Source organism: Rhabdaerophilum sp. SD176, from assembly GCF_030143245.1.
GTDB lineage: Bacteria > Pseudomonadota > Alphaproteobacteria > Rhizobiales > Beijerinckiaceae > Rhabdaerophilum.
Genome location: NZ_JARJNS010000007.1, coordinates 134,719 through 157,787, shown reverse-complemented (window position 1 = coordinate 157,787; position 23,069 = coordinate 134,719). Strand labels below are relative to the sequence as shown.

Genomic DNA, 23,069 nt, shown 5'->3' with positions numbered 1-23,069 from the left:
GCCTTCCCCCAAGCGTGGTGCTTCTGAACGTCTATCATTCAGCCGGGAGCGGCGCCATGCCACCCGTCGGTTCGGGCCGCCCCGGCGTTGCAGCATTGCGCGCCTTGGCCAGAATGTTGGCACGGTTGACGGATTTCCGTTCGGCATCAATCCGCCGGATGAGCAACTCCGCCCGCTCGACCGATCCGAGCAGGGCAAGGATCGCGCCGCGCTCCCGCGCGCCGGCATTGGGACCGAGCGCCAGGGCTCGCGCCCGCAAAACCTCGACATCGGGATGCGTTGCATGCATTGCGGGCATGTTGGGCGCCTTGACCCCGTAGTCGGGCAGGATGTCTCGCAGCGCATATTCCAGCTTGTCGAGCGCCGCCGAGACGATCGCCGTCGCTTCCGCACCGAATTGCTCGCGTTTCACGCGCCGCGCAACCTGATGGAGCGATTCCGCCAGGGCATTGGTGAAATCCTCTTCCTCGATCAGGCTCGCGACGAGATCGAGCTGCTCATAGGGCAGATCGCGCGCCATGAGGTTGGCGGTGTAGGCGCGGATGTCCCGGCTGAGGACATCCGTGGCTGCGTAATGTTCACCGGGATCGGCGGGTGCCTTCTTGCTGCCGCGGGCAATGTCGAGGAACAGCGCGCCGGCAGCGAGGTGGCGCTGGGTTTCCTGCTGGATTGCCGGGACGGCCTTGGCGAAATCGTCGGCGATCGCCTTGTCAAGGAATCGGGGTGCCGAATAGTCCTCGACATCGTCGGAATCGGCATGACCGATGCGGGCCAGCACCTTCTCGAAGACGCCGACAAAGGGGAAAAGCAGCGCCGTGTTGAAGATGTTGAAGAAGGTCGAATAGAGCCCGACCGCCACCGGAACGAGCGGGAATGTCTCCTTGCCGTTCACAAGCACGGGCTTGCCAGGATCACCCGCGAACCAATTGGTCATGACATAGCTCAGGACATCCATAGACAGGAAAAACAGCGGGATCGTGACACAGACCCCGATGACATTGAACGAGATATGGGCGTAGGCGGCGCGCTTTGCGTTCTTCGAAAGGTTCCATGACGCCATCCAAGACGTAATGGTCGTGCCGAGATCGGCCCCGAGCGAGAAGGCGACCGCGGTCTTCCAGTCCAGGATCCCCGCAGCGCCCAGACCCATCACAATGCCGATGGTTGCCGAGGACGAGTGAATCAAGGCCGTGATCAGGGCGGCAATGCCGACGCAGGCGAGCAGCGCGCCGAAATTGTCAGCCCGGAGCGAACGCATGAGCTCCATGACTTCGGGCATGTTGCGCAAGGGGCGCAGGCCGCCTGTCATCAGGTTGAGACCGTAGAAGATCAGGGCAAAGCCCATGCAAGCGAGGGCGATATTCCTGACTTTCTCGCTTTTGGCGAAGACATAGACGAGCGCAAAAATTCCGGAGAAGATCAAGCCCAGCGGACCGAGGGGAAGGGCAATCAGCCCGTTGCCCAGGGTGGTTCCGATATTCGCCCCCATGATGACCGAAATTGCCGGGCGCAGGGCAACGACGCCTGCATTGACGAGCCCGACCGTCATCACCGTCATTGCGGTGGAAGACTGGATGACCCCGGTGATCAGCGTCCCGGCAAGGACGCCCTTGATCGGCGTGCCGGCGGCCTTGGCGAGGAATGCCCGCATCTTGTTGACCGAAAGGGCCTGGATCCCGTTCGACATGAATTCGAGGCCCAGCATAAAGATCCCCAACCCGCCAATGACGGGAACGAGGATGTCCCTGAAAATGTCGATGTTCATGACTCACCCTTCGGTTCTGGATATGGCTGCGGCTGAAGACGCGCTGTCGAACGGAGGCTCAGCCGCCGGCCTTTCGAGCGTTGGCCCAGTAAAGTCTGACGGTGTTCACGAGGACGTCCGGCAACGGCACGAGCCCCAGACCCGCTGCATCCCGCTGCCCGCCTTCGAGCGCGAGGATGAAGAGATCAATGACGCGCTGGATCCGCGCCTCGCCGCGATCGCGGGGGATCAGGACATAGGTGGCCGCAGCGATCGGATAGGCCCGCGGGCCGGACTGGTCCACGAGGCTACGAAAGAAGTGGTCCTCTGGCCTCCAGGCCTCGGCTGTGACGGCCGCAATGAGACTCTCCGGATCGGGTTGAACGAACTCTCCCGCCTTGTTGCCCAGGCGGGCAACGGGGAGCTTCGCGCGTGAGGCCTGCCCGAATTCCAGATAGGCGATCGATCCCTGCTGTTCCCGGGCAGCGCGGATCACTCCGCCTGTTCCCACGGCGCTGGTCCCCAGCGGCCACGCAATCAGCGTGTCGGCGCCATATTTCGATTTCCATTCCGGGCTGACGGCCGAGAGATAATCCGTGAAGGTGTAGGTTGTCCCCGAGCCGTCCTTGCGGTGGAACACCCGGATCGGAAGATCCGGGAGCTGCAGCCCGGGATTGAGTTCCCGCAGCGCCAAATCGGACCAATTCTGGATCTTGCCGAGATAAATGTCGGCCAGGATGCTGCCATTGAGCCTCAACTGACCATCGGCAATGCCGGGAATGTTTGTTGCAATGGCGACGCCGCCAATGACCACGGGAAACTGCAAGAGGTTTGATTTCGAAACCTCCGAGGCGGCAAGAGGTGCATCGGTTGCCGCAAAATCGAGTTCCGGTTGCCGCAGCCGCATGATGCCTGCCAGCGAACCAACCGGCTCAAAATCGACCCGCCAGTCCGGTGAGGTGAAGTCGCCGCCATCGGTCCGTATATCGGTGTAGGTCTTTGACCATTTCGCGATGACCGGTGCGGCAAAGGTAGAGCCGGCGCCCCGGATCGGTTCCGCGACGACATGGCTTGCGCCGAGGGCCAGGACAAGCGTTGCCGCCGCTCGAAACGAGCGCCGAATTGCGTTGCTCATGGAAAAATCCCCCGTTGATGACAATTTCCCGAAGGACAACTGTCTCTTTCCAACAGGTATTCGTTGCGGATTGCATTAAAATGACAGGATGCAAGTTGGCAATAGTATTGCCGACTATATAAATACCCAGGTTTTGTTCCGAATTTTCCTGAAAATTTTCGACCGGGAGTGCGGCCGGGATAATGGGAGCAATGGGCGGCGGCAGGTTTAACTACCAGATCCCAATGACATCAAAATGTTTTGCATTGGCACTAGCCATGATGCTGACCACATAAAATGTCGAGATCAGTTCATGGACCTCTTTTCATGTGCCGGCCAGAAGGCTCTCGTGGTTGGCATTGCGAACGAGCATTCGATTGCCTGGGGGTGCGCCCGGGCGCTGAAGGCGCAGGGCAGTGACCTCGCCGTCACCTGGCTCAACGACAAGGCCGAGCCCCATGTCCGGCCCTTGGCTGAGGAAATCGGCGCCGAGATTGTCGGTCCGCTCGATGTGACAAAGCCAGGCCAGACCGAAGCCATCTTCGACGAGATTGCCGGGCGATGGGGGCGGCTGGATACCCTTGTGCATTCAATTGCCTTTGCACCCCGGGATGACCTGCACGGGCGGGTGATCGATTGCTCGGCCGAAGGCTTTGCCAAGGCCATGGATGTCTCTGTCCATTCCTTCCTCCGCATGATCCGGATGGCCGAACCGTTGATGAAGGAAGGCGGGACTTGCCTGTCGGTGTCCTTCTTCGGGTCATCGCGGGTTGTCCGGCATTATAATCTGATGGGCCCTGTCAAGGCTGCGCTGGAGAGCGCCGTCCGGTATGCCGCAGCCGAACTCGGCACCGGCGGGATCCGCGTTCACGCCCTCTCGCCCGGGCCGCTCTCCACACGGGCAGCCAGCGGCATCGATCACTTCGACGAGTTGCTCGCCGAAGCGGCACGCCGTGCCCCGACCCGCCAGCTGGCGACGATCGACGATGTCGGGGCCATGGCGGCGTTCCTCGCTTCACCTGCCGCCCGCAATCTCACGGGCGGCATCCATGACATCGATGGCGGCTACTCCATCACAGCGTGAGAATGAACCATGGCAAGCATCTTCGATTTCATGGATCCGCGCCGTCAGCCTGCAATCCCGCGACCGGAAGGTGACCTCATCGCCGCGACCCGCCGGCTGATGCAGGATGCCACCGCCGAGATCGAGGCCAGCAGCGCGACATTCAACATCCTGACCACGGCCAGTTCACGCCATGGAAAGCGGATCAACGATGTCCATACGCGCCGCATGCACGAGACGATCGCCGATGCCGAGCGGTTGCTCGGCGAGATCCGCTTCGCCCAGGGCGCAGGCCAGCTCGGGCAGGCGTGGGTTTCATATCTGCGGGATGTCGGCGAGCGCGCCATCCTGACGGCCGACACGCTGCGGAAGCGTGGCAATGTCTTTCTCGAACATGAGGAAGCGGGATGCCCGCCCGTGCTGATTTACGGGTACGAGATTGTCATGGATGGAAAGGATCTCCCGTATCCATCGAATTACATGCTTCTGAAGATCCTGCCGCCGGAAGGCGTCACCGTTATCGAAATGAAGCGGCCCTATATCATCATCGATCCGCGCGCCGGGCACGGCCCTGGAATCGGCGGCTTCAAGGCAGACAGCCAGGTGGGTGTCGCGCTTCGTGACGGGCACCCGGTCTATTTTGTTGCTTTCCGCCGCGAGCCGGAACCGGGGCAGTATCTTTCCTATGTGACGCGCTCGGAGGCCGCCTTCGTTCGGGAGGTGATGCGCCGCCACCCGAATTCGCCGCGGCCGATTGTTGCCGGGAATTGCCAGGGCGGCTGGGCCACATTGCTTCTCGCGGCGGCGAACCCGGACCTGACAGGCCCCATCATCATCAATGGAGCACCGGTAGCCCCGTGGTCCGGCCGGATCGGGGAAAACCCGATGCGTTACAATGCGGGCGTCGTGGGGGGGACCTGGATCCCGATGTTCCTCTCCGACCTGGGCGGGGGGATCTTCGACGGGGCCCATCTCATCCAGAATTTCGAGATGCTGAATCCCGGCAGGACCCTGTTCCGGAAATACACAGATCTTTTCCGGGATATCGACAAGGGGGATGAGGGCTTCATCGAGTTCGAACGCTGGTGGGGGGGCTTCTTCCTGCTCAACGAGCCGGAAATCCGCTGGATTGTGGAACAGCTCTTCGTCGGCAACCGGCTCGTCAAGAACGAGGCCCGGCTCGAACCCGGGCGGCCTGTCGATCTGAAAGCGATCCGTGCGCCGATCATCGTGTTCGCCAGCCATGGCGACAACATCACGCCACCGCAACAGGCCCTCAACTGGATCGTCGAGACCTATGCCGATGTGGCAGAGATCCGGATCCGCGGCCAGCGCATCATTTACATGGTGCATGATCAGGTCGGCCATCTCGGTATCTTCGTCTCCTCGCAGATTGCAAAAAAGGAGCATACCGAGGTCGCCTCGACACTGAAGACCATCGAGGCGCTGGCGCCGGGCCTCTACGAAATGTCCATTGACGATGTCGTAGAGCGGGACGGACGCAAGCATTTCATCGTCAGTTTCTCGGAGCGGACATTCGATGATATCCGCGCGCTTGACGATGGTTTCTTCGACGAGCGACCTTTTGCTGCTGTTGCACGCGCTGCCGAAGTCCAGGCGCAGGTCTACGACGCTGTCGTCCGACCGGCGGTCCGGTCCCTTGTGACAGAGACATCCGCGGAATTGTCTCGGGCCTTGCACCCGCAGCGCCTGAGCCGGGCCATGATGTCGTCGCAGAACCCCATGATGAAGCAAGTTGAGCAACTGGCGGGAACGATCCGAGAGAAGCGCATGCCGGCCCATCCGGACAATCCCTTTCTCGCCGCCGAGGCCTTGTGGGTTCAATCCACGGAACAGGCCATCGACCTCTGGCGCGACCTGCGCGACATGAGCGTCGAACTGGCTTTCCACGCCCTGTGGAGCACGCCCTGGGCGCGGGTCTTCGGCCGTTCCCATGAAGCGCGCCGCACCCTGAAGAGCCAGGGCGAATTGCGCGGTCTCCCCGAGGTCGCGCAGGCCATCCATGCCATGGAACAGGGCGGCTTTGCGGAGGCCGTGATCCGGATGCTGGTCCTTCTGGCTGAAAACCGGGGGCAGGTCCGGCGGGACCGCCTTGAGCGTTCATCGCAGGTCCTGACGCAGGACGAGCCCTTCCGCTCGCTTGGCGCGGAACGCCGCGCGATGATCATCCATCAGCAGACCCTGATCGCGAGCTACGAGCCGGATCGTGCGATCGAGACGCTTCCGCTTCTCCTTCGCGATCCGCAAGATCGGGAACTGGCGCTTCAGGTGGTGCAATTCGTGCCGGGGCCGATCGAGGAAATGAGCCCGCGCACGCTGTCGATGCTGCAGCGTTTCCGCGAGGTTCTCGATCTGCCGCCGCTGACGGGCAATGTGCTTGAGGATCCCCTCGCTTCGGCCAATACTGTTCCAGTCGCCGGGCATCCCGTAGAGCCCGTTGCGGCCGAGGCTTCCAGCGAAGTGGCCTCGCCCTCCGGTCGTCGAAAAAAGGCGGGGTTGCAGAATGCGACTGAGTAACCGGCTTTTCTCGGAAATCGAGCCCGGCGATTCGGCGGAAATCCGTCGTCTGATCACGGCCGACGATCTCTACGTGTTTGCCGCCGCATCGGGAAATTTCAATCCCATGCACCTGGCCGACAGCGATCTCGACGGCGATGGGACACGCGAACGCGTTGCGCCGGGCCTTTTCATTGGTTCACTGATCTCTGCGGTCCTGGGGACCAAATTGCCGGGGCCTGGCACGCTTTATCGCCACCAGACCTTCCAGTTCCATACCCGGGCCCATGCCGGTGACGAAGTGATCGCCAGTGTCAGAGTGCTCGACAAGCTCGAGGACGGCACCATCCATCTCGCCACCACAGTGGTTCGCGCCGGGGACAAGGAGCCGGTTCTTTCAGGCCACGCGGTCGTCGTGGCGCCGACCGAACGCTTCGACAGCGACAATGTGGAGGTGCCCGGTCTGATCGTCCAGCGGCACCGGCATTTCGAGGCCATGCTCGAGCGGGCCCGGCCCTTGCCGGCCCTGCCGACGGCGGTTGTCTGCCCTGATGAGGCCAATTCGCTTGGCGGGGCGCTCCTGGCGGCCAGGGAAAGCATCATTGCGCCGCTCCTCGTCGGCAATGAAGCCGCGATCCGGAAAGCTGCAGAAGCCCTTGAAGCCGATCTCGACGGGATCGAGATCGTCGATATCGAGGGGGATGTGGCTGCGGCCGAGCGCGCCTGCCAGCTGGTCCGCGACGGACGGGTCGCCGCGATCATGAAGGGCCACCTTCATACCGATGATCTGCTCAGGCCGATGCTGGACAAGACGATCGGCCTCCGGGTCGGCCGTCGGTTCACGCATGTCTTCGTGATGGATGTGCCGGGCCAGCCCGAGCCGGTTTTCGTCACCGATGCCGCCATCAACATTGCACCCGATCTGATGACCAAGGTCGATATCTGCCAGAACGCGATCGATCTTGCATTGTCGCTGGGTATGGATCCTCGTGTGGGCATCCTCTCCGCGGTCGAGACCGTCAACCCGGCGATCCAGTCCTCGATCGATGCCGCGCTGCTCTCGAAGATGGCGGATCGCGGCCAGATCCGGGGTGGTCAGGTCGAGGGGCCGCTTGCGATGGACAATGCCATCGATATGAGCGCTGCCCGGACGAAGGGGATCAAGGGGGCCGTGGCGGGCCGCGCGAATATTCTCGTCGTGCCGAGCCTCGATGCCGGAAACATGCTGGCCAAGCAATTGTCCTTCATGAGCCATGCCGAAGGCGCCGGGCTCGTCCTCGGTGCGAGGGTGCCCGTCATCCTCAACAGCCGGTCCGACAGCCCGATGTCACGACTGGCCTCCTGTGCTGTGGCAGCGATCCATCATTTTGCGGGCAGCAAGGCATGATGAAGGCGATTCTCACCCTGAATTCAGGCTCCTCATCGCTCAAGGTGTCCCTGTTTCCTGTTGCCGGGGAGACACCGCTGGCGACAGGGCTGGTGGACGGTATCGGCCCCAAAGCCTCGATCCGGTTGCGGGATCACGAGGGCGCGGCCATTCCCGCCTCAGGTGACATGTCCAGCCATGCAGCGGCGATCCGGACCGTTCTCGCTGGCTTCGGCAGCCATTGGCCGGACATGACGCTTGCGGCGGTTGGTCATCGGGTGGTCCATGGCGGGGCGGACCGGGCCACTCATGCCCTCGTCGATGCCGGGTTGCTCGAGGAACTGGCTACCCTGTCGCCCTTCGCCCCGCTTCATCAGCCGCACAATCTAGAAGGGATCCGCGCGGCCATGGAGGCCTTTCCCGGCGTTCCGCAGGTCGCCTGTTTTGACACGGCCTTCCACCGGAGCCATCCGTGGGTGAATGATACCTTTGCCCTGCCGCGGGAATTCTACGAGCAGGGTGTCCGGCGGTACGGGTTCCATGGCTTGAGCTATGAATACATTGCCTCGACGATAGCATCGCAGGCGCCCCATCTGGCTGCGGGGCGGGTGGTTGTCGCCCATCTCGGCAACGGGGCCTCGATGTGTGGCATGCAGGGCGGGCGATCCATCGCGTCGACCATGGGTTTCTCCGCCCTGGATGGCCTTCCGATGGGAACGCGGTGTGGCCAGCTGGATCCGGGCGTGGTGCTCTATCTCATGGATCAACGCGGCATGTCCGCGCGCGAGATTTCCGATCTTCTGTACAAGCAATCCGGCCTTTTTGGCTTGTCGGGGCTGTCCAACGACATGCGAACGCTTGAAGGCGCCGGGACACGGGAAGCCGCAGAGGCGATCGATTATTTCGTCTTCCGCTGTCAGCGCGAGATCGGCGCGATGGCCGCTGCCCTGGGCGGAATCGACGCCCTGATTTTCTGTGGCGGCATCGGCGAGAATTCGCGCATGATCCGGGCCCGGATCTGTGAACGCCTCGCCTGGATGGGCATCGAAATTGACCATACCGCGAATACAGCGAATGCCCGCGTCATCTCGTCGGATCTTGCACGGACGAGTGTGATGGTCATCCCGACCAATGAGGAGCGGGTCATTGCACTTGCCACGCGCGCGCTTGCCGGGCTCATCGACAAGGAGGCCGCATGAAAGGCGCGCTGAAGCCCGAGGCCGCTGCCGAATTGATCGGGGAGGGCGCCAGCCTGCTGGTGGGCGGGTTCATGGCCGTTGGATCGCCCGAGCGCCTGATCGACGCGATCGTCGCGCGGGGAACGAAAAACCTGACGATCATTGCCAATGACACGGCCATGCCGGGACGCGGTATCGGCAAGCTGATCTCGGCCGGTCTTGTCCGTCACGTGATTGCCTCGCATATCGGCCTCAATCCGGAGACCCAGGCCAAGATGATCGCCGGCGAACTGACCTGCGAGCTTGTTCCGCAGGGTACCCTGGTCGAGCGCATCCGGGCCGGAGGTGTGGGCCTTGGCGGCGTTCTGACGCCGACCGGGCTCGGAACCGAGGTGGAGCAGGGCAAGCCGACCATCGAACTGGACGGCAAGCGCTGGCTGATCGAGACGCCGATTACCGCCGATTTCGCGCTCCTCGGTGCATGGCAGGCCGATTATGTCGGCAACCTCAGTTACATGCTCACTGCGCAGAACTTCAATCCGATCATGGCCCTGGCCGGACGGACCGTGATTGCCGAGCCGGAAAGCATCGTTCCGGTCGGGGTTATCGCGCCGGATGCCGTGAGAACGCCCGGCGTCCTGGTCGACCACCTTCTGATCCGTGCCTCATAGGGGGAGTGCGACATGGACGCAAAGGAACGCGTGGCCCGTCGGGTTGCCCGGGAAATCAGACCCGGAACCCTCGTCAATCTCGGCATCGGTCTCCCGTCGATGGTGGCGAATTATGTACCGGCCAGCCTCGGCGTGTTCTTTCAGGCCGAGAATGGCGTGATCGGGCTGGGAGCACGGCCGCCCGAGGGGATGGAAGACCGCCATCTCACCGATGCCGGCGGGGGCTTCGTGACCGCTGTGCCCGGAGCTGCGGCAATCGACAGCGCCATGAGCTTCGGCCTGATCCGGGGCGGCCATCTCGATATGACCGTCCTTGGCGGCCTCCAGGTGGATGCGCAAGGTCGTCTCGCCAACTGGAAGGTTCCCGGAAAGATGGTGCCTGGCATGGGGGGCGCCATGGATCTTGTGACCGGCGCCGCACGGGTGATCGTTGCCATGCAGCATGCAGCCAAGGGACAATCGAAGATCGTGCCGCGCTGTACGCTTCCCGTGACGGCCGAGCGCCGGGTCAACCTGATCGTGACCGATCTCGCCGTGATCGAGCCCACAGATGACGGGCTTGTCCTGAAGGAACGGGCGCCGGGGGTGACCATTGCCGAGATTGTCGACGCGACCGAAGCAATCCTGATCGTTCCCGAGTCAGTACCGGAAATGGACCTCGCCGGGGGCATGCCATGAGCGAATTCCGAACCGCGATCGTGACGGGATCCACGTCGGGCATCGGCCTTGCCATCGCCCATGCCCTGGCCCGCGCCGGCCATGCTGTCATGATGAACGGGTTCGGGGACCCGGCCGAAATCGAGGCCGAACGGGCAGCCATGGAAATCGAGACCGGCGCGCCGATCGCTTTCAACGGCGCGGATCTGTCTGACTTCGGCCAGATCGACGCGCTGGTTGCCGAAACAACGGAAATATTCGGTCAGGTCGATATCGTCGTGAACAATGCCGGGATCCAGACGGTGTCGGCGATCGAGGACTTTCCGATCGACCGCTACAACCAGATCATGGCCGTCAACATGACATCCGCCTGGTATCTGTGCCGGGCCACTTTCGGCCCGATGAAGGCACGCCGGTGGGGACGTGTGATCAACATTGCATCCGCGCATGGTCTCGTCGCCTCGCCCTACAAGTCGGCCTATGTCATGGCCAAGCACGCCCTTGTCGGTCTGACCAAGACCCTGGCTCTCGAGGGTGCCGAAGCGGGTGTCACGGCCAATGCGATCTGCCCCGGCTATGTCCGGACTCCCCTTGTCGAGCGCCAGATCCCCGAGACAGCCAAGGCGCGCGGCATCTCCGAAGACGCGGTGATCCGGGACGTGCTTCTGGCGGCGCAACCGACCAAGCGGTTTGTCCATCCCGGGCAGATCGGCGCCCTGGCGGCCTTTCTCTGCTCGCCGGCAGCCTCCGAGATTACAGGGGCATCCCTGCCGGTGGATGGCGGCTGGACAGCGCAGTAAAATAATCGCGCACTCTTTGGATCTAGGCCGTCGACGCTTTCAGGGCTGGCAAGGCCGAGCAGGGCCCCCGGCCTTGAACCCGGAACAGAGGAACAGGGCATGCAGGCGTTTCTCGCGGAGGAGGGAATCCGCCTCGCCTACCGAGATGAAGGGGCCGGGTTACCTCTGCTGGCCCTGGCCGGTCTGACACGAGACAGCCGGGATTTTGACTATCTCGCGCGCCATCTGCCGCGAGACATTCGCTTTCTGCGGCTCGATAGCCGCGGGCGCGGTCGATCCGCCTGGGCCGACCCTGCGACCTACACCGTCGCCCAGGAAGCACGCGACGCCGTGGCGCTGCTCGATCACCTCTCGATCGCCCGCGTGGCCATTATCGGCTCGTCGCGGGGCGGCCTCGTCGGGATGATGATGGCGATGCAGGACAAGACCCGCTTGCTTGGCCTTTGCCTGAATGATGTCGGTCCGGTTCTCGAACGTGACGGTCTGGCCCGGATCGGAGCCTATGTCGGCATTCCCCCGGCGGTCGAAACCCTCGAGGAAATTGCAGACCGACTGCCTGCGGCGATGCCCGGTTTCCGGAATGTCCCTGAACTGCGTTGGGCTGAAGAGGCTGTTCGTCATTTTGTGCAACACGATGGCTATGTCGGGTTGCCCTATGATCCGGCGCTTCGGAACGGCGTTCTGGCTGCGCTTTCCGCGCCCCTTCCCGAACTTTGGCCGCTTTTCGATGCTTGCGAAGGTCTTCCCATTGCTCTGATCCGCGGGAAGAATTCCGACGTCTTGAGCCCGGCAACCGTTTCGGCCATGCGGGTCAAGCGACCGGATATGATCTATGCCCAGGTGGACGATCGAGGGCATGTCCCCTTCCTCGATGAGCCTGGGTCGGTGGATTGTCTGAACCGGTGGCTCGAAAATATCGTCGCCGGTTCGGCTGCAGGGCCCGGCAAATAGTCCAGTCAATGCGCGTCAGGTCTATTTTTGTGCCGCGCATGAACATACGGCTGTTTTTTGACTCCGCTCTGGAATGGCCGGCATTCGACAATCGGCCCCAATGCCGGCCTTGCCGGGTCAACCGGGATTGCCTTTTCCCAATCTTGCGCTCCGGCGTGTCGCATGGCGGGATGGGGCCGGAAAGAGGCTGTCCGAAACCGGAATACATGCGTGAGATTCGCCCCCGCCAAACAACCAGACACGACTTTGCCTCGTGCCACAGCATGCCCTATCATTCGAATGTCGATCGTGTTCCGTGCAAAGGGGGCTCTCGTGAAAATTCGGCTGCTTCTTGGACTGCCTGTCGCCCTGTGGCTGCTTTCCTCCGCTGCATCGGCCCAGTCGATTGACCGGCAGGTCAGCTTTGCTCCGGGGACGACCGCACGCGAGATTCGCGGGACATTGCGCGGAAACACTGATGCCACCTATCGGCTCCGGACCGGCTCGGGGCAGGTCTTGCAGGTCCTTTTTTCGCCATCGAACCGTTCCTGTTACTTCAATGCCTTTGCACCCGGCCAGGAAGGCGCAGTCCATATCGGCTCGTCCGCCGGGAATGAATTCGGCCAGAGTGCCACGATTGCCGGTGAATACCGGTTCCAGATCTATCTGATGCGCAATGCGGCTCGCCGGAACGAGACCTGCCGATACCGCATCTCTTTTGAAGTCACGGGAGCCGTCGGCGGTGTCAGCCCCGGTACATCTGACCGGATGATGCGTGATCAATGTCAGAGCCGCGTAGCGGACATGTATGCCGTCCCGCCGCCGCGTGTCCGGATGGGCGCGCTGAGGCGGGCAGCGAATGGCTTGCGTCTCGATGGAACCGTGGACAAGGGTGCCGAGGGCATCAAGAAATTCCGATGCCTCTTTACACCTGCCCGTCAATTGCGCGATGTCATGGCCATGACGCCGGATGGGGAGTGACTGCTGACCGGTCGCGGAATCTGTTGCGCGCGATGGCGGATGTCAGGCATGCGGGTCGGAATCAGCCATGACGACGAAATCGGTTCCCGTCCGGCGATCGGGCGAAACCGGCAGATCGGTGACAACCATCAGCATGCCGGGATGCAGGCGACTGCGCATCTCTTCAACAAAGGCGCCGTCTGCTCGCAAGCGTTGCAGGAGGGCCTCCTCGGGCGCTGCAGGCCTGTCCGGATCGGGATGATGGCTCACGCCATGCCACGAGAGGCCTTGGCCTGATGCGCCCCGCAGGGTGAAGACATGCTCGCCCAGACGGGGGGAGCCGCCAATCGAGAGCGAGGCGAAGGCGACTTCGCGGCCGTCCTCGATCAATCGAATCGAGCGATCGGCTGCCGAGACAAGGACTGACGTGATCGGTTGGCTATGCCCGTCCGGCCAATCCGACGGGTGCTTTTTGCCCGCGAGTGCCGAGACCGCTTTTTCCATCGAGGCCTCTGCGCCGTCGCCCAGGACAAGGCCGGGATGAACGAGTTCCCAGGGATCGGAGCGGCTTCCGGAAATGATGACGGGTGTTCCCAGATGGGTGATCCCGAAGAGGTTGGCCGAAAATTCGAACGGTAGGCGCACACAGCCATGCGAAGCGGGATAGCCGGGCAGGTTGCCTGCATGCAGGGCGATTCCGCTCCAGGTCAAGCGGTTCATGTTCGGCATCGGCGCATTGTTGTAGGTCGAGGAGCGGTGGTGCCTGTCCTTTTGCAGGACCACGAAAACCCCTGTCGGCGTGGCATGACCGGGTTTCCCTGTCGAGCAGGTAGAAACGGCAATGCGGATCCCGTTACGGTAGACATGGACCCGCTGCTCCGGAATCGAGACAATCACCGCCACCGGTCCCTTCGGAGACCGATCGGGATGCCAGGTAAATTCGCCGGGGCGGAGATCATGAACCTCCTTAACGACGCCCTGTCCGATCGTCGATCCGACCCCCATTCCCACCGCGAGCCCGAAGCCGGCGCCACCCGAAAGAACCGCCCGTCGATCAACTGTCTTGTTCCCTGTCATGGTCGGTCCTTTCCAACCGGAATGCGGGTTCTCTGAAGATCATGGCATCTTCTCGTTGAATCCATCTTGTCACCGTCTGGCACGATGGGGAAGCATGCGGGGTGAAACCCCAGCCTGCCAGGGAGCCTGCCATGGATCACGCCCAAGTCCTTGCTCTCATTGCTTCGCTGTCAGGCACGCCATCGCCTGATCCGTTTGCGACCTTGCGGGCCGCAAGCCTCCAGCCCAACGCCATTGTCTCGATCCAGCCTTGCCCGCGCCTGCTTCCACTGAACGAGATCGAGGGGGCAACGATCATTTGCGGAACTGTTCGGGTACCGGAGGAGCGCAGCAAGATCGGCGGTCGAAAACTCCCGCTGAACTTCGCGGTGCTTAGGGCTTCGACCCGGTACCCGGAACCTGATCCGGTCGTCTATCTGGAGGGGGGACCCGGCGGCAGCGCCATGACGATGCTGCCGACCCTCGAAATGGCTTTTCGCCCGTGGCGTTCGCGACGCGACATCGTGATCTATGACCAGCGTTCCGCCGGTATTTCCGGGGCGTCGGTCAATTGCTTCCAGGCGCTTTCAGCAAATGTCGTTGATCTGGTCAAAGCCGGAGGCGGTATCCCGTCCGCGGAGCAGATCAGGCGGTGCACTGATGAACTGGGTGCGAAGGGCATTCCACTGGCCGCTTACAATACGACGCAGAACGCGCTCGACCTGCCGGTGATCATGTCGGCGCTCGGCTACAGGGATTACAATATCTACGGCATATCCTACGGCACGAAGCTGGCTCTCGAGGTGATGCGGGTTGCGCCGCAGAACATTCGCTCGGTGATCATCGATGGCGTCGCGCCGTCCTGGATCCAGCTCTACAATTCCTTCGCGATGAAGCATGATGAAGCGATCCAGCACGTTGTGGATCAATGTGCGGCAGACAGGGTGTGCAACGAGGCTTACCCGGAACTCGGTCGCATTTTTGTCGAGGCCCTCAACAAGGCAGCCAAGGGCGAGATCACCTTCCGCGGTGAAAAAGTGCCCGTTGAATTTGTCCTGATGCCCGTGATCACGCGGAACGGCAAATACGGCTCGGCACCCATCACCCGGTTCATACCGGCTTATGTCTATGAGCTCTGGCGCGGCCGGGAGATGCCGACGGTGGAGAAGGTCTTCGACATGAAATTCGACATGCCCAAGCCGGGCGATGCCGAACTCACCGCTGCGGCAGCGAAACTCGATGCAGGCCAGAAGGCATTGGTGCAGCAGCTTCTCGATAGTGCGGCGATCGAGGCGCGGGCGCGCAGGAACGCGGCCCGTGCGGTGGAAGGCCTGCGCGAGAGCCAGGAATCCGAGAAGCGTTTCGGCCCGCTGACCCGCTTGTTCGATGCCGAACTCGCCACGGCCATGGTCGAAAGCCTGCGTGGCGACAAGGAACGCGTGAAGGTGGTTCTGGCCGATTACGCCAGCATGCAGAGCGCTGTGCCCAGTCGCGAGCGTCTCCAGGCCTTCGTGAATACACATTTTGCCGGCGCAACCAAGGATCGCCTGCTGGCGCTCCTCGCCGGCATGAACGCGCGGGAGATCGAGGGTTCATTTGCAATCATCCGGCGGGATACCTACACGGCTCTGGGTTCGTTCCTCTTCGGCTTCTATCTTGATGTCTATGCCTGCCAGGAGGATATCCCGTTCAATTCGATGGATGGCTACAAGTCATTGACGGCAAAGCTGAAATATCCTCAGCTTGCCGGAATTTCCGATAGAACCGCGAAGGCCTTCTTCGAAGGGTGCGGCCCCATCAAGCCGCAGCCGCGAGACAATTGGCATGTGCCTGTGAAGAGCGATATTCCCACACTCTCCTTTGGCAGCCTGTTTGATGTGCAGACTCCCGCAAGCTGGGCGCGGATTGCCATCGAACAACTGACCAATGCACAGGCCTTCATGATCCCCGAGGCGGGCCATGGTGCGTTGCTCTACCAGCCTTGCGTCGGGGAAATGGGCGTTGCCTTTATCGATAACCCGAAGCGGCGCTTTGACAATTCCTGCAGTGAGAACGTCAAGGTCGAATGGCATATCGCGCCATGGGTGGCCGGGCAAAAGAAGTAAGGCTTTCTCGTCGTCGCTACATTTTGTATGCGGGTGATCTGGTTTTCCTCCAGAGGCGGAACTGGGCTCAAGTCCCGCGTAAAAATTGAGCTGCCCCCAGATTTCCGGATGCCTTCCTCTGACCTGAACAACGCCGGGACACGAACCGGGTGCCGGGAGTGTCATCGGCTTGTCGCCGAGTGTCCCTAGGACTCGACAGCCCAAAACACTGTCGGGCATGCAGGGGACCAGACGATGTTGAAGCCGATCCTTGCCGCTACGATCGCGGCCTTTATCCCGTTTGTGCCGCTGGTGGCAGAAGCCCAACAGCGCACACTCACCGTTTATTCCTCGCTGGACGAGGATCAGGCGAAGGCCCTCATCAAGGGCTTCGAAGCCAAGCATCCGCAGGTCAAGGTCAATGCCATCCTCGGGTCGACGGCGCCGATCATCGCGCGCGTCATTGCCGAAGCGGCCTCCCCGCAGGCAGACATCATCATGGGCAACGCTGTCTCGGCCCTGATGGCGGCGGATGCCCGCAGCCTTCTCCTGCCGTACAAGCCGGCCCATTTCGACAAGGTTGCCCCTGTCATGCGCGACAACCGGGCCGAGCCGGTCTGGGTCGGCATCGACGCCTGGGCTTCCTCGCTCTGCTTCAACACGGTCGAGGCGGCCAAGAAGAACATTCCGGCACCGAAGTCTTGGGCTGACCTCACCAACCCGGTCTACAAGGGTCACATCACCATGCCGTCGCCGCTCTCGTCGGGCACGGCCTTGCTGGCCGTCAATGGCTGGCTGACGATCTTCGGTGAAAAGGGCGGCTGGGAGTTCATGGACAAGATGCACGAGAATGTCTCGAAATACGGACATTCCGGTTCGGCCCCGTGCCGGCAGGCGGGTTCCGGCGAGACAATCATCGGCATTTCCTATGCAACGCCGGGCGTGAAGGCGATCAACGAAGGGGCCCCGATCCAGATCATCCTGCCATCCGAAGGGCTGGGCTGGGAAATCGAGGCTGCAGCCATCGTGAAGGGCGCCCGCAACCTGGCTGACGCCAAGGCGATGGCAGACTGGATTTCCTCGCGCGAGGCCGCCGAGATCTCGGCCAAGTATCTCCCGATCACCGCCTATGACGACATCCAGGTCCTGCCGAAGAACTATCCGGCCGACGAGAAGTCGAAACTCCTGAAGATGGATTTCGCCAAGCTCGCCAGCAGCCGGGAAGCCGTCATGGCGGAATGGCAGAAGCGCTACGGCGTCAAGGTTCCGCCGAAGAACTGAGATGGCCGGACTTGCCACCGCTTTCTCCGTTGTTTCGGAGCCAGTAACATCAGGGGCGGCGGCAATCGCCGCCCCCTATCTTTCGCTGGTCGGTCTGACCAAGCGTTTTGGCAGCGCGGTTGTCGTCAGGGATGTCAACCTTGATGTGCCGCGGGGAGAATTGCTCTGCATCCTCGGTCCTTCGGGATGCGGCAAGACCACGCTCTTGCGGCTGATTGCCGGGTTTGAGGCCGCTGATAGCGGTTCGATCCGGCAGGCGGGCTCGGAAATCAGCGCTCTGCCCCCGGAAGCCCGGGATTTCGGCATCGTCTTCCAGTCCTATGCGCTCTTCCCGAACCGGAGCGCGGCGAGGAATATCGGTTTCGGGCTGGAAACCTTGCCGCTCTCGCGCACCGAGCGCACTGCCCGCATCCGGGAATTACTCGCGCTGGTGGGGCTGGAGGGGCATGCCGACAAATATCCGAGCCAGCTCTCTGGCGGACAGCAGCAGCGGGTCGCCCTAGCGCGCGCACTGGCCCTGTCACCGGGCCTGCTCCTGCTCGATGAGCCGCTCTCGGCCCTCGATGCCAATGTCCGGGCCAGTCTGCGGGATGAACTCCGCCAGTTGCAACGGAGGATCGGCATCACCAGCATCATGGTCACGCATGACCAGCAGGAGGCCCTGTCGATCGCCGACAGGGTCGTCGTGATGAATGCCGGCCGGATCGAGCAGATTGGCACCCCCGCCGAGCTTTACCAGCGCCCCGCCAATCTCTTCGTGGCACGTTTCCTCGGCGAGGTGAACGCGCTGCCTGTCACGTCGATCTCGGGAAATATCGTGCAGGCCGGAGGGCATGCGTTCCGGCTTGGCGGGAGTCCGGTGCCGGGCGGGTCAGCCGGCTATCTGTGCTTCCGCCCATCAGCCGTCCGGATCGGCATGGAGGCGGCCGGCGGCGCCGCCGGGACGCGGGGAAGGGTTTCCTCGATGGCATTCCTCGGTGATCGCCTGCGCCTCGAAATCCAGCCGGAAATCCAGAACGGGGGCCCCTTCGTCGCGGAAATCCCGTTTCCGCGCTTCGGCAATCCGCCTGGTCTCGGTGATCACGTGACGGTGTCGGTCGAGCCGGACCAGCTTTTCCTTCTCGACGATCATGGCTGAGATCAGCGCCGTATCGGGTATGGCGGCGCGGCAGGTCCGGCCTGATCCGACCGGGCAGATCGTGCCGCCGGTCCTTCTGGTCGTCCTCGCAACGGCAACCCTTCTGCCGATCGGGGCCCTGCTGGTTCGGGCTTTCCTCGGAAAGGATGGCGCGTTCGTCGGACTGGATAACTTCCTGCGTTATGGTGCCGAGCCCGGGCTTGTCATCGCCGCGTGGAACTCGCTCAGCCTGTCGATGATCGCCACCGTGATCGCGATGGCGCTGGCCTTTCCCTTTGCCTATGCCCTCGTGCGCACCGCCATGCCCGGGCGCGGTATCTTCCGGCTGATCGCGCTTTTGCCGCTGCTCGCGCCCTCGCTGCTGCCGGCTTTCGGGATGGTCTATCTCTTCGGCAACCAGGGTTGGCTCAAGGGATGGCTGCTCGGGGAAAGCCTCTACGGTCCTGTCGGGATCGTCATCGCCAGTGTCTTCTATGTGTTTCCCCACGCCGTTCTGATCCTCTCCGCCGGATTGTCAGCGGGTGACCAGCGCCATTACGAAGCGGCACGGGCCCTGCGTGCCGGGCCCTGGCGTCGCTTCGTTACCGTTACCTTGCCCTCGTGCCGCTATGCCGCGATCAGCGCCGCATCGATCGCCTTCATCCTCATCTTCACGGATTTCGGCATTCCCAGCGTTGTCGGCGGCTCGACCAATGTGCTGGCGACCGACATCTACAAACTGGTGATCGGCCGGTTCGACTTCGAGATGGGGGCTGTCGTCGGCGTGCTCCTGCTGCTTCCGGCCGTCGTCGCCTACGGCATTGACTGGCTCGCGCGGAAAAGCCAGCGCGCGATGATCACCGGGAAATCCGTTCCGATCCGCGCCGAGCGGCTGCCGCTGCGCGATCTCATGCTGTTCCTGTTTGCCACGCTGGTGGCGGTCGCGATCCTCGGCATCATCGGCATGGCGATCTTCGGCTCGCTCGTGAAATTCTGGCCCTACAACCTCTCTCTGGGTCTCCAGAACTACGAGCGCCTCTTCACCGATGCCGACGAGTTCCGCGCCCTCGGCAATTCGCTCATTCTCGCCTTCGGAACGGCCCTGGCTGGAACGGGGCTCGTGGCCCTGTCGGGGTGGCTGATTGCACGGAAGCTCGGAAACGGGATGGTCCGGAACGGTTTGCAGGGTGTCGCCATGATGCCGGTTGCCGTGCCGGGCCTCGTGCTTGGCCTCGGCTATGTCTTTTTCTTCAACAATCCGGCCAATCCGCTCCATGCGTTGCAGGGCAGCCTGGCCCTGATCATTCTCTGCACTGTCGCCCATTTCTACACGGTGCCGCACCTGATGGTCGTCAACGAATTGCTCCGCCTCGACCGGGAGATCGATCTGGCCGCGCAAGCGCTGCGGATCGGCCCGGCCGGAACCGCCAGGCGTATCCATGCACCTGTCCTTCTGCCGACGCTGATCGACGTGGCGGGGTATTTCTTCGTCAATGCGATGACGACGGTCTCGGCGCTCATCTTCCTCTTCACGGCCCAGACCCGCCCGGCTTCGATCGCCGTGATCAATCTCGTCGAAGGTAGCCGCATCGGGCAGGCCTCTGCCTTTGCGGTCGTCATCATGGCCCTGTCGATGGTCGCGGCCGCCATCCAGCTGACATTGCGCCATCTGGTCATCCGCGCGCAGGGTTGGCGGCGACAGACAGCATGACCGACGCGTCCTACGAAGCCCTGGATCGCTTTGCCCACACCCTTGCCGATGCGGCTGGCGCCGCGATCCTGCCCTGGTACCGCGCCGTGCCGGCTGTCGACGACAAGGGATCGGCCCTCGGCTTCGACCCGGTAACCGAGGCCGATCGCGCCGCGGAACGTGCGATCCGCGACCTCATCCAAGCCCATTACCCCGGACACGGCATAATCGGCGAGGAATATGGGCGGTTGAATCCGGATGCCGAGCATGTCTGGGTTATCGATCCGATTGACGGCACGAAGTCGTTCATTGCCGGGCAGCCGGTCTGGGGCACGCTCATCGCCCGGCTCCATCGCGGGCAGGCGGTATTCGGCCTCAACGACCAGCCCTACCTCCGGGAACGCTATTGGGGAGATGGGGCGCAGGCCTTGGGAAGCCGGGAGGGCCGCACGTTTCCGCTTTCGACCCGGCCATGTGCCGATCTCGCTCAGGCCTCGGTCTGGGTCAGTTCCACACTTGCGCGGGATGCGCCTGCCCATGCCGCCATCGAACGGTTGGGCCGCGCCGTGCGGATGCTCGTCTATGGTGGAGATTGCTTTTCCCTGCCGATGCTCGCGGCCGGTCATATCGACATCGCCATCGGCTGGGGCGGCTTCGAGATCTACGATATTGCCGCGCATATTCCGATCGTCGCGGGGGCCGGCGGCATCGTCACTGCACTCGATGGCGGGAACCCGCTCCATGCCGACGGGATGATCGCGCTCGGCGACCCTGCTCTGCTACCCGCGACCCTCGACCGGCTGGAATGGCCTTGGAGCGCGTGAAAGACGTCGCGCTTGATGGCCCACACCGTTCGGTGACGATCCGACCCCGGTCATGGGCATTGTCAGAGAAAAATCGGCTTGCGGCTGGCCGGGCCGGATAGGCAACGCACGCATTCTTTCACCAAAGTGCTTCACGGAGCGGTTCTCGAAACGGACCGCATCGCCAGCCGTGCCTTCTGCCGATGACGTAACCGAGTTCTCCCGACCTGCGCAGGGTTGCCCCTTCCAGCGACGCTGCCATCGCAAGGTTGGCACGACCTGTGATACAACACCTCCACTGCAGCAGGTGACGCTGGAAAGACATTCGATCCGCTGTCATCACTCTCTTGCAGCGGTGCTCGAACAGCAGGAGGCCATGAAATGAGGCTTGCCATGAAATCCCTTCGTTGGGTTATCCCGACAGGCCTGTTTCTCGCCCTGCTTGGCCAGAACGCCCTTGCGCAGACGCCGACACCGCGGGCATGCCCGGAAAAGGTCGGCCCCGGCATCCGCTGCTTCACGACCCAGGACCCGAATGGCGCCTTCGTCCTCATCGCGCGCCCCGAAAATGGCAACGGCTCGCTGATCGTCCACACCTATGGCGGTCCGCGCATGCGCAAGCCCGATGCCGCGATGACCGACCAGGATCTCGAACGCTTCATTGAAACGGTGCGCGAGGGCTATGACTGGGTGGCCACGAGCCGCCGTCGCGGCGGCTTCGGCGTAACGCAGGGCGCGGAGGATGCCGACAATGCCCGCAAGATCTACATCGCGGCCTTCGGGCCGCCGAGATACACGATCGCGCATGGCCAATCCTGGGGCGGCAATATCGGCGCGATCCTGATCGAGAAATTCAACACACCCGACGCTTCCGGCAAGCGTCCCTATGATGGCGCGATGCTCACCTCCGGCGTGCTTGCCGGAGGCACCCGCGGTTATGACATGCGCATGGATGTGCGCGCCGCCTTCCAGGCCATCTGCAACGTACACCCCGCGCCAGGCGAGGCGCCGGACTCCCTCGGCACCGGATTGATGCCCGGATCCAGCCTCACCAGACAGCAGGTTGCCACATGGTTCAATCACTGTACCGGCGCCAACCTGAAGCCGGAGGAGCGGAGCGAAGCCCAGCAACGCGCCCTGCGTGACATGGCCGCCGCAAGTCGCATACCCCCGCGGGCCCTGCTCGCCCATATCCAGTGGGCAACCTTCGTGTTCCGGGATATTGCGGATTTCATCACCGGCGGGAAATCGCCCTTCGGAAATGACAAGGTCCGCTATCGCGGGACATCCGATGACGAGGCCTTCAACCGCCGGGTGATGCGGGTGCGCGCCGACCCCGAAGCGGTGCGCGCACTGGCTGCCGAAAGCGACCCCACAGGTCGGATCGCAATCCCGGTGATCACCATGCATCAGATCCACGATCCCACCGTTTTCGTGGAACAGCAACACGAGTATCGTCGGGTCATTGAAGCTGCCGGCAACGGGCAACGGCTGTTCCAGACCTTTGTGGACGACAACCAGCACTCGAAAACCAGCCCGCCGCATTACCCCGCCATCCTGAAGGCCCTTCAGGGCTGGATCGAAACGGGTAACCGCCCGACCATGCCCGTGGTGCAGGCGAATTGCGAGGCGGCAAAGTCGAGCTACGGCGGCAAGTGCCTGTTCGTGCCGGATTTCGCGCCGGGGCCGTGGGCAACACGCGTCAACCCGCGACAGTAATTCCATTCGCCGGCTCCTTCCGCTCCTCGATGGCCTGAGAAGGAATCCCAGCGCCCAGACCACATTGTGGCCTCAGAGCGCCTCAAAGAGACATTCTGCCTGTCTGCTTCCAGCCCCCATCCCGGTCGTTCGCAGCTCCGACGATTTCAACTGAAACCAGACATTCGTCGCGTCTGAAAAAGCAGCGGTAATTCAATTTGAGCCCGGCACATTCCCGGTCATCGATATTGTGCCTCACGGCGGTCCAGAACACCGACGAGGCATGACATCATCCCTTCCTTCACGCATTCCAATGCGTGCAGGCGAGGGAGCCGATAGC

At 62.6% G+C, this 23,069-nt stretch carries 18 protein-coding genes; 15 read left to right on the top strand and 3 right to left on the bottom strand.

The features are described 5' to 3' along the window. Positions 1-34: 34 nt before the first annotated feature. Positions 35-1,765 (bottom strand): Na/Pi cotransporter family protein, encoded by a 1,731-nt coding sequence (locus P0652_RS16955; protein ID WP_284180053.1) that lies wholly within the window; start codon positions 1,763-1,765, stop codon positions 35-37. Between the two features lie 58 nt (positions 1,766-1,823). Next, positions 1,824-2,879 carry a phosphate ABC transporter substrate-binding protein PstS gene (pstS, locus tag P0652_RS16950; protein ID WP_284180052.1) on the bottom strand — a complete coding sequence of 352 codons (1,056 nt, stop codon included), beginning with the start codon at positions 2,877-2,879 and terminating at the stop codon, positions 1,824-1,826. A 292-nt stretch (positions 2,880-3,171) separates the two neighbouring features. Between pstS and fabI the strand changes: the two genes are divergently transcribed. The 9 genes from fabI (at position 3,172) to P0652_RS16905 (ending at position 13,021) form a co-directional block, all read left to right on the top strand. Beyond that, entirely contained in the window at positions 3,172-3,942 is a 771-nt protein-coding gene (gene fabI, locus P0652_RS16945) for an enoyl-ACP reductase FabI (RefSeq protein ID WP_284180051.1), read from the top strand. A 9-nt stretch (positions 3,943-3,951) separates the two neighbouring features. After that, on the top strand, positions 3,952-6,459 hold the full coding sequence (locus P0652_RS16940) for a DUF3141 domain-containing protein (RefSeq protein WP_284180050.1): 2,508 nt from the start codon (positions 3,952-3,954) through the stop codon (positions 6,457-6,459). Further along, positions 6,446-7,825, top strand: a complete 1,380-nt coding sequence (locus P0652_RS16935) for a bifunctional enoyl-CoA hydratase/phosphate acetyltransferase (protein WP_284180049.1) — start codon at positions 6,446-6,448, stop codon at positions 7,823-7,825. The genes P0652_RS16940 and P0652_RS16935 overlap by 14 nt, the downstream gene beginning before the upstream one ends. After that, the gene (locus tag P0652_RS16930) at positions 7,822-9,003 is read left to right on the top strand and encodes an acetate/propionate family kinase (RefSeq protein WP_284180048.1); all 1,182 of its coding nucleotides are present in this window, start codon (positions 7,822-7,824) and stop codon (positions 9,001-9,003) included. Before P0652_RS16935 ends, P0652_RS16930 begins: the two co-directional genes overlap by 4 nt. Then, entirely contained in the window at positions 9,000-9,653 is a 654-nt protein-coding gene (locus tag P0652_RS16925; protein ID WP_284180047.1) for a CoA transferase subunit A, read from the top strand. The genes P0652_RS16930 and P0652_RS16925 overlap by 4 nt, the downstream gene beginning before the upstream one ends. A gap of 12 nt (positions 9,654-9,665) precedes the next feature. Next, complete coding sequence (locus tag P0652_RS16920; RefSeq protein ID WP_284180046.1) at positions 9,666-10,331, top strand: 3-oxoacid CoA-transferase subunit B; 666 nt, start codon at positions 9,666-9,668, stop codon at positions 10,329-10,331. Next, a complete protein-coding gene (locus tag P0652_RS16915; protein ID WP_284180045.1) occupies positions 10,328-11,110 on the top strand; it encodes a 3-hydroxybutyrate dehydrogenase in 783 nt (260 codons plus the stop codon). Before P0652_RS16920 ends, P0652_RS16915 begins: the two co-directional genes overlap by 4 nt. A gap of 99 nt (positions 11,111-11,209) precedes the next feature. Continuing rightward, positions 11,210-12,061, top strand: coding sequence for an alpha/beta fold hydrolase (locus P0652_RS16910; protein ID WP_284180044.1), 852 nt, complete (start codon positions 11,210-11,212; stop codon positions 12,059-12,061). Positions 12,062-12,373: 312 nt separating this feature from the next. Further along, the gene (locus P0652_RS16905) at positions 12,374-13,021 is read left to right on the top strand and encodes a hypothetical protein (RefSeq protein ID WP_284180043.1); all 648 of its coding nucleotides are present in this window, start codon (positions 12,374-12,376) and stop codon (positions 13,019-13,021) included. A 42-nt stretch (positions 13,022-13,063) separates the two neighbouring features. Here the strand turns inward: P0652_RS16905 and P0652_RS16900 are convergent, their stop codons facing one another. After that, a complete protein-coding gene (locus P0652_RS16900; protein WP_284180042.1) occupies positions 13,064-14,077 on the bottom strand; it encodes a L,D-transpeptidase in 1,014 nt (337 codons plus the stop codon). A gap of 131 nt (positions 14,078-14,208) precedes the next feature. Between P0652_RS16900 and P0652_RS16895 the strand changes: the two genes are divergently transcribed. The 6 genes from P0652_RS16895 to P0652_RS16870 all read left to right on the top strand — a co-directional run bounded on the left by P0652_RS16895 (position 14,209) and on the right by P0652_RS16870 (position 22,750). Next, positions 14,209-16,161, top strand: a complete 1,953-nt coding sequence (locus P0652_RS16895; RefSeq protein ID WP_284180041.1) for an alpha/beta hydrolase — start codon at positions 14,209-14,211, stop codon at positions 16,159-16,161. Positions 16,162-16,395: 234 nt separating this feature from the next. After that, on the top strand, positions 16,396-17,421 hold the full coding sequence (locus tag P0652_RS16890; RefSeq protein ID WP_284180040.1) for an extracellular solute-binding protein: 1,026 nt from the start codon (positions 16,396-16,398) through the stop codon (positions 17,419-17,421). 1 nt (position 17,422) lies between these two features. Then, positions 17,423-18,559 carry an ABC transporter ATP-binding protein gene (locus P0652_RS16885; RefSeq protein ID WP_284180039.1) on the top strand — a complete coding sequence of 379 codons (1,137 nt, stop codon included), beginning with the start codon at positions 17,423-17,425 and terminating at the stop codon, positions 18,557-18,559. Further along, the gene (locus tag P0652_RS16880; protein ID WP_284180038.1) at positions 18,552-20,249 is read left to right on the top strand and encodes a putative 2-aminoethylphosphonate ABC transporter permease subunit; all 1,698 of its coding nucleotides are present in this window, start codon (positions 18,552-18,554) and stop codon (positions 20,247-20,249) included. The genes P0652_RS16885 and P0652_RS16880 overlap by 8 nt, the downstream gene beginning before the upstream one ends. Next, positions 20,246-21,052 carry an inositol monophosphatase family protein gene (locus tag P0652_RS16875; protein ID WP_284180037.1) on the top strand — a complete coding sequence of 269 codons (807 nt, stop codon included), beginning with the start codon at positions 20,246-20,248 and terminating at the stop codon, positions 21,050-21,052. The genes P0652_RS16880 and P0652_RS16875 overlap by 4 nt, the downstream gene beginning before the upstream one ends. A gap of 372 nt (positions 21,053-21,424) precedes the next feature. Continuing rightward, complete coding sequence (locus P0652_RS16870; protein WP_284180036.1) at positions 21,425-22,750, top strand: hypothetical protein; 1,326 nt, start codon at positions 21,425-21,427, stop codon at positions 22,748-22,750. Positions 22,751-23,069 lie beyond the last annotated feature (319 nt).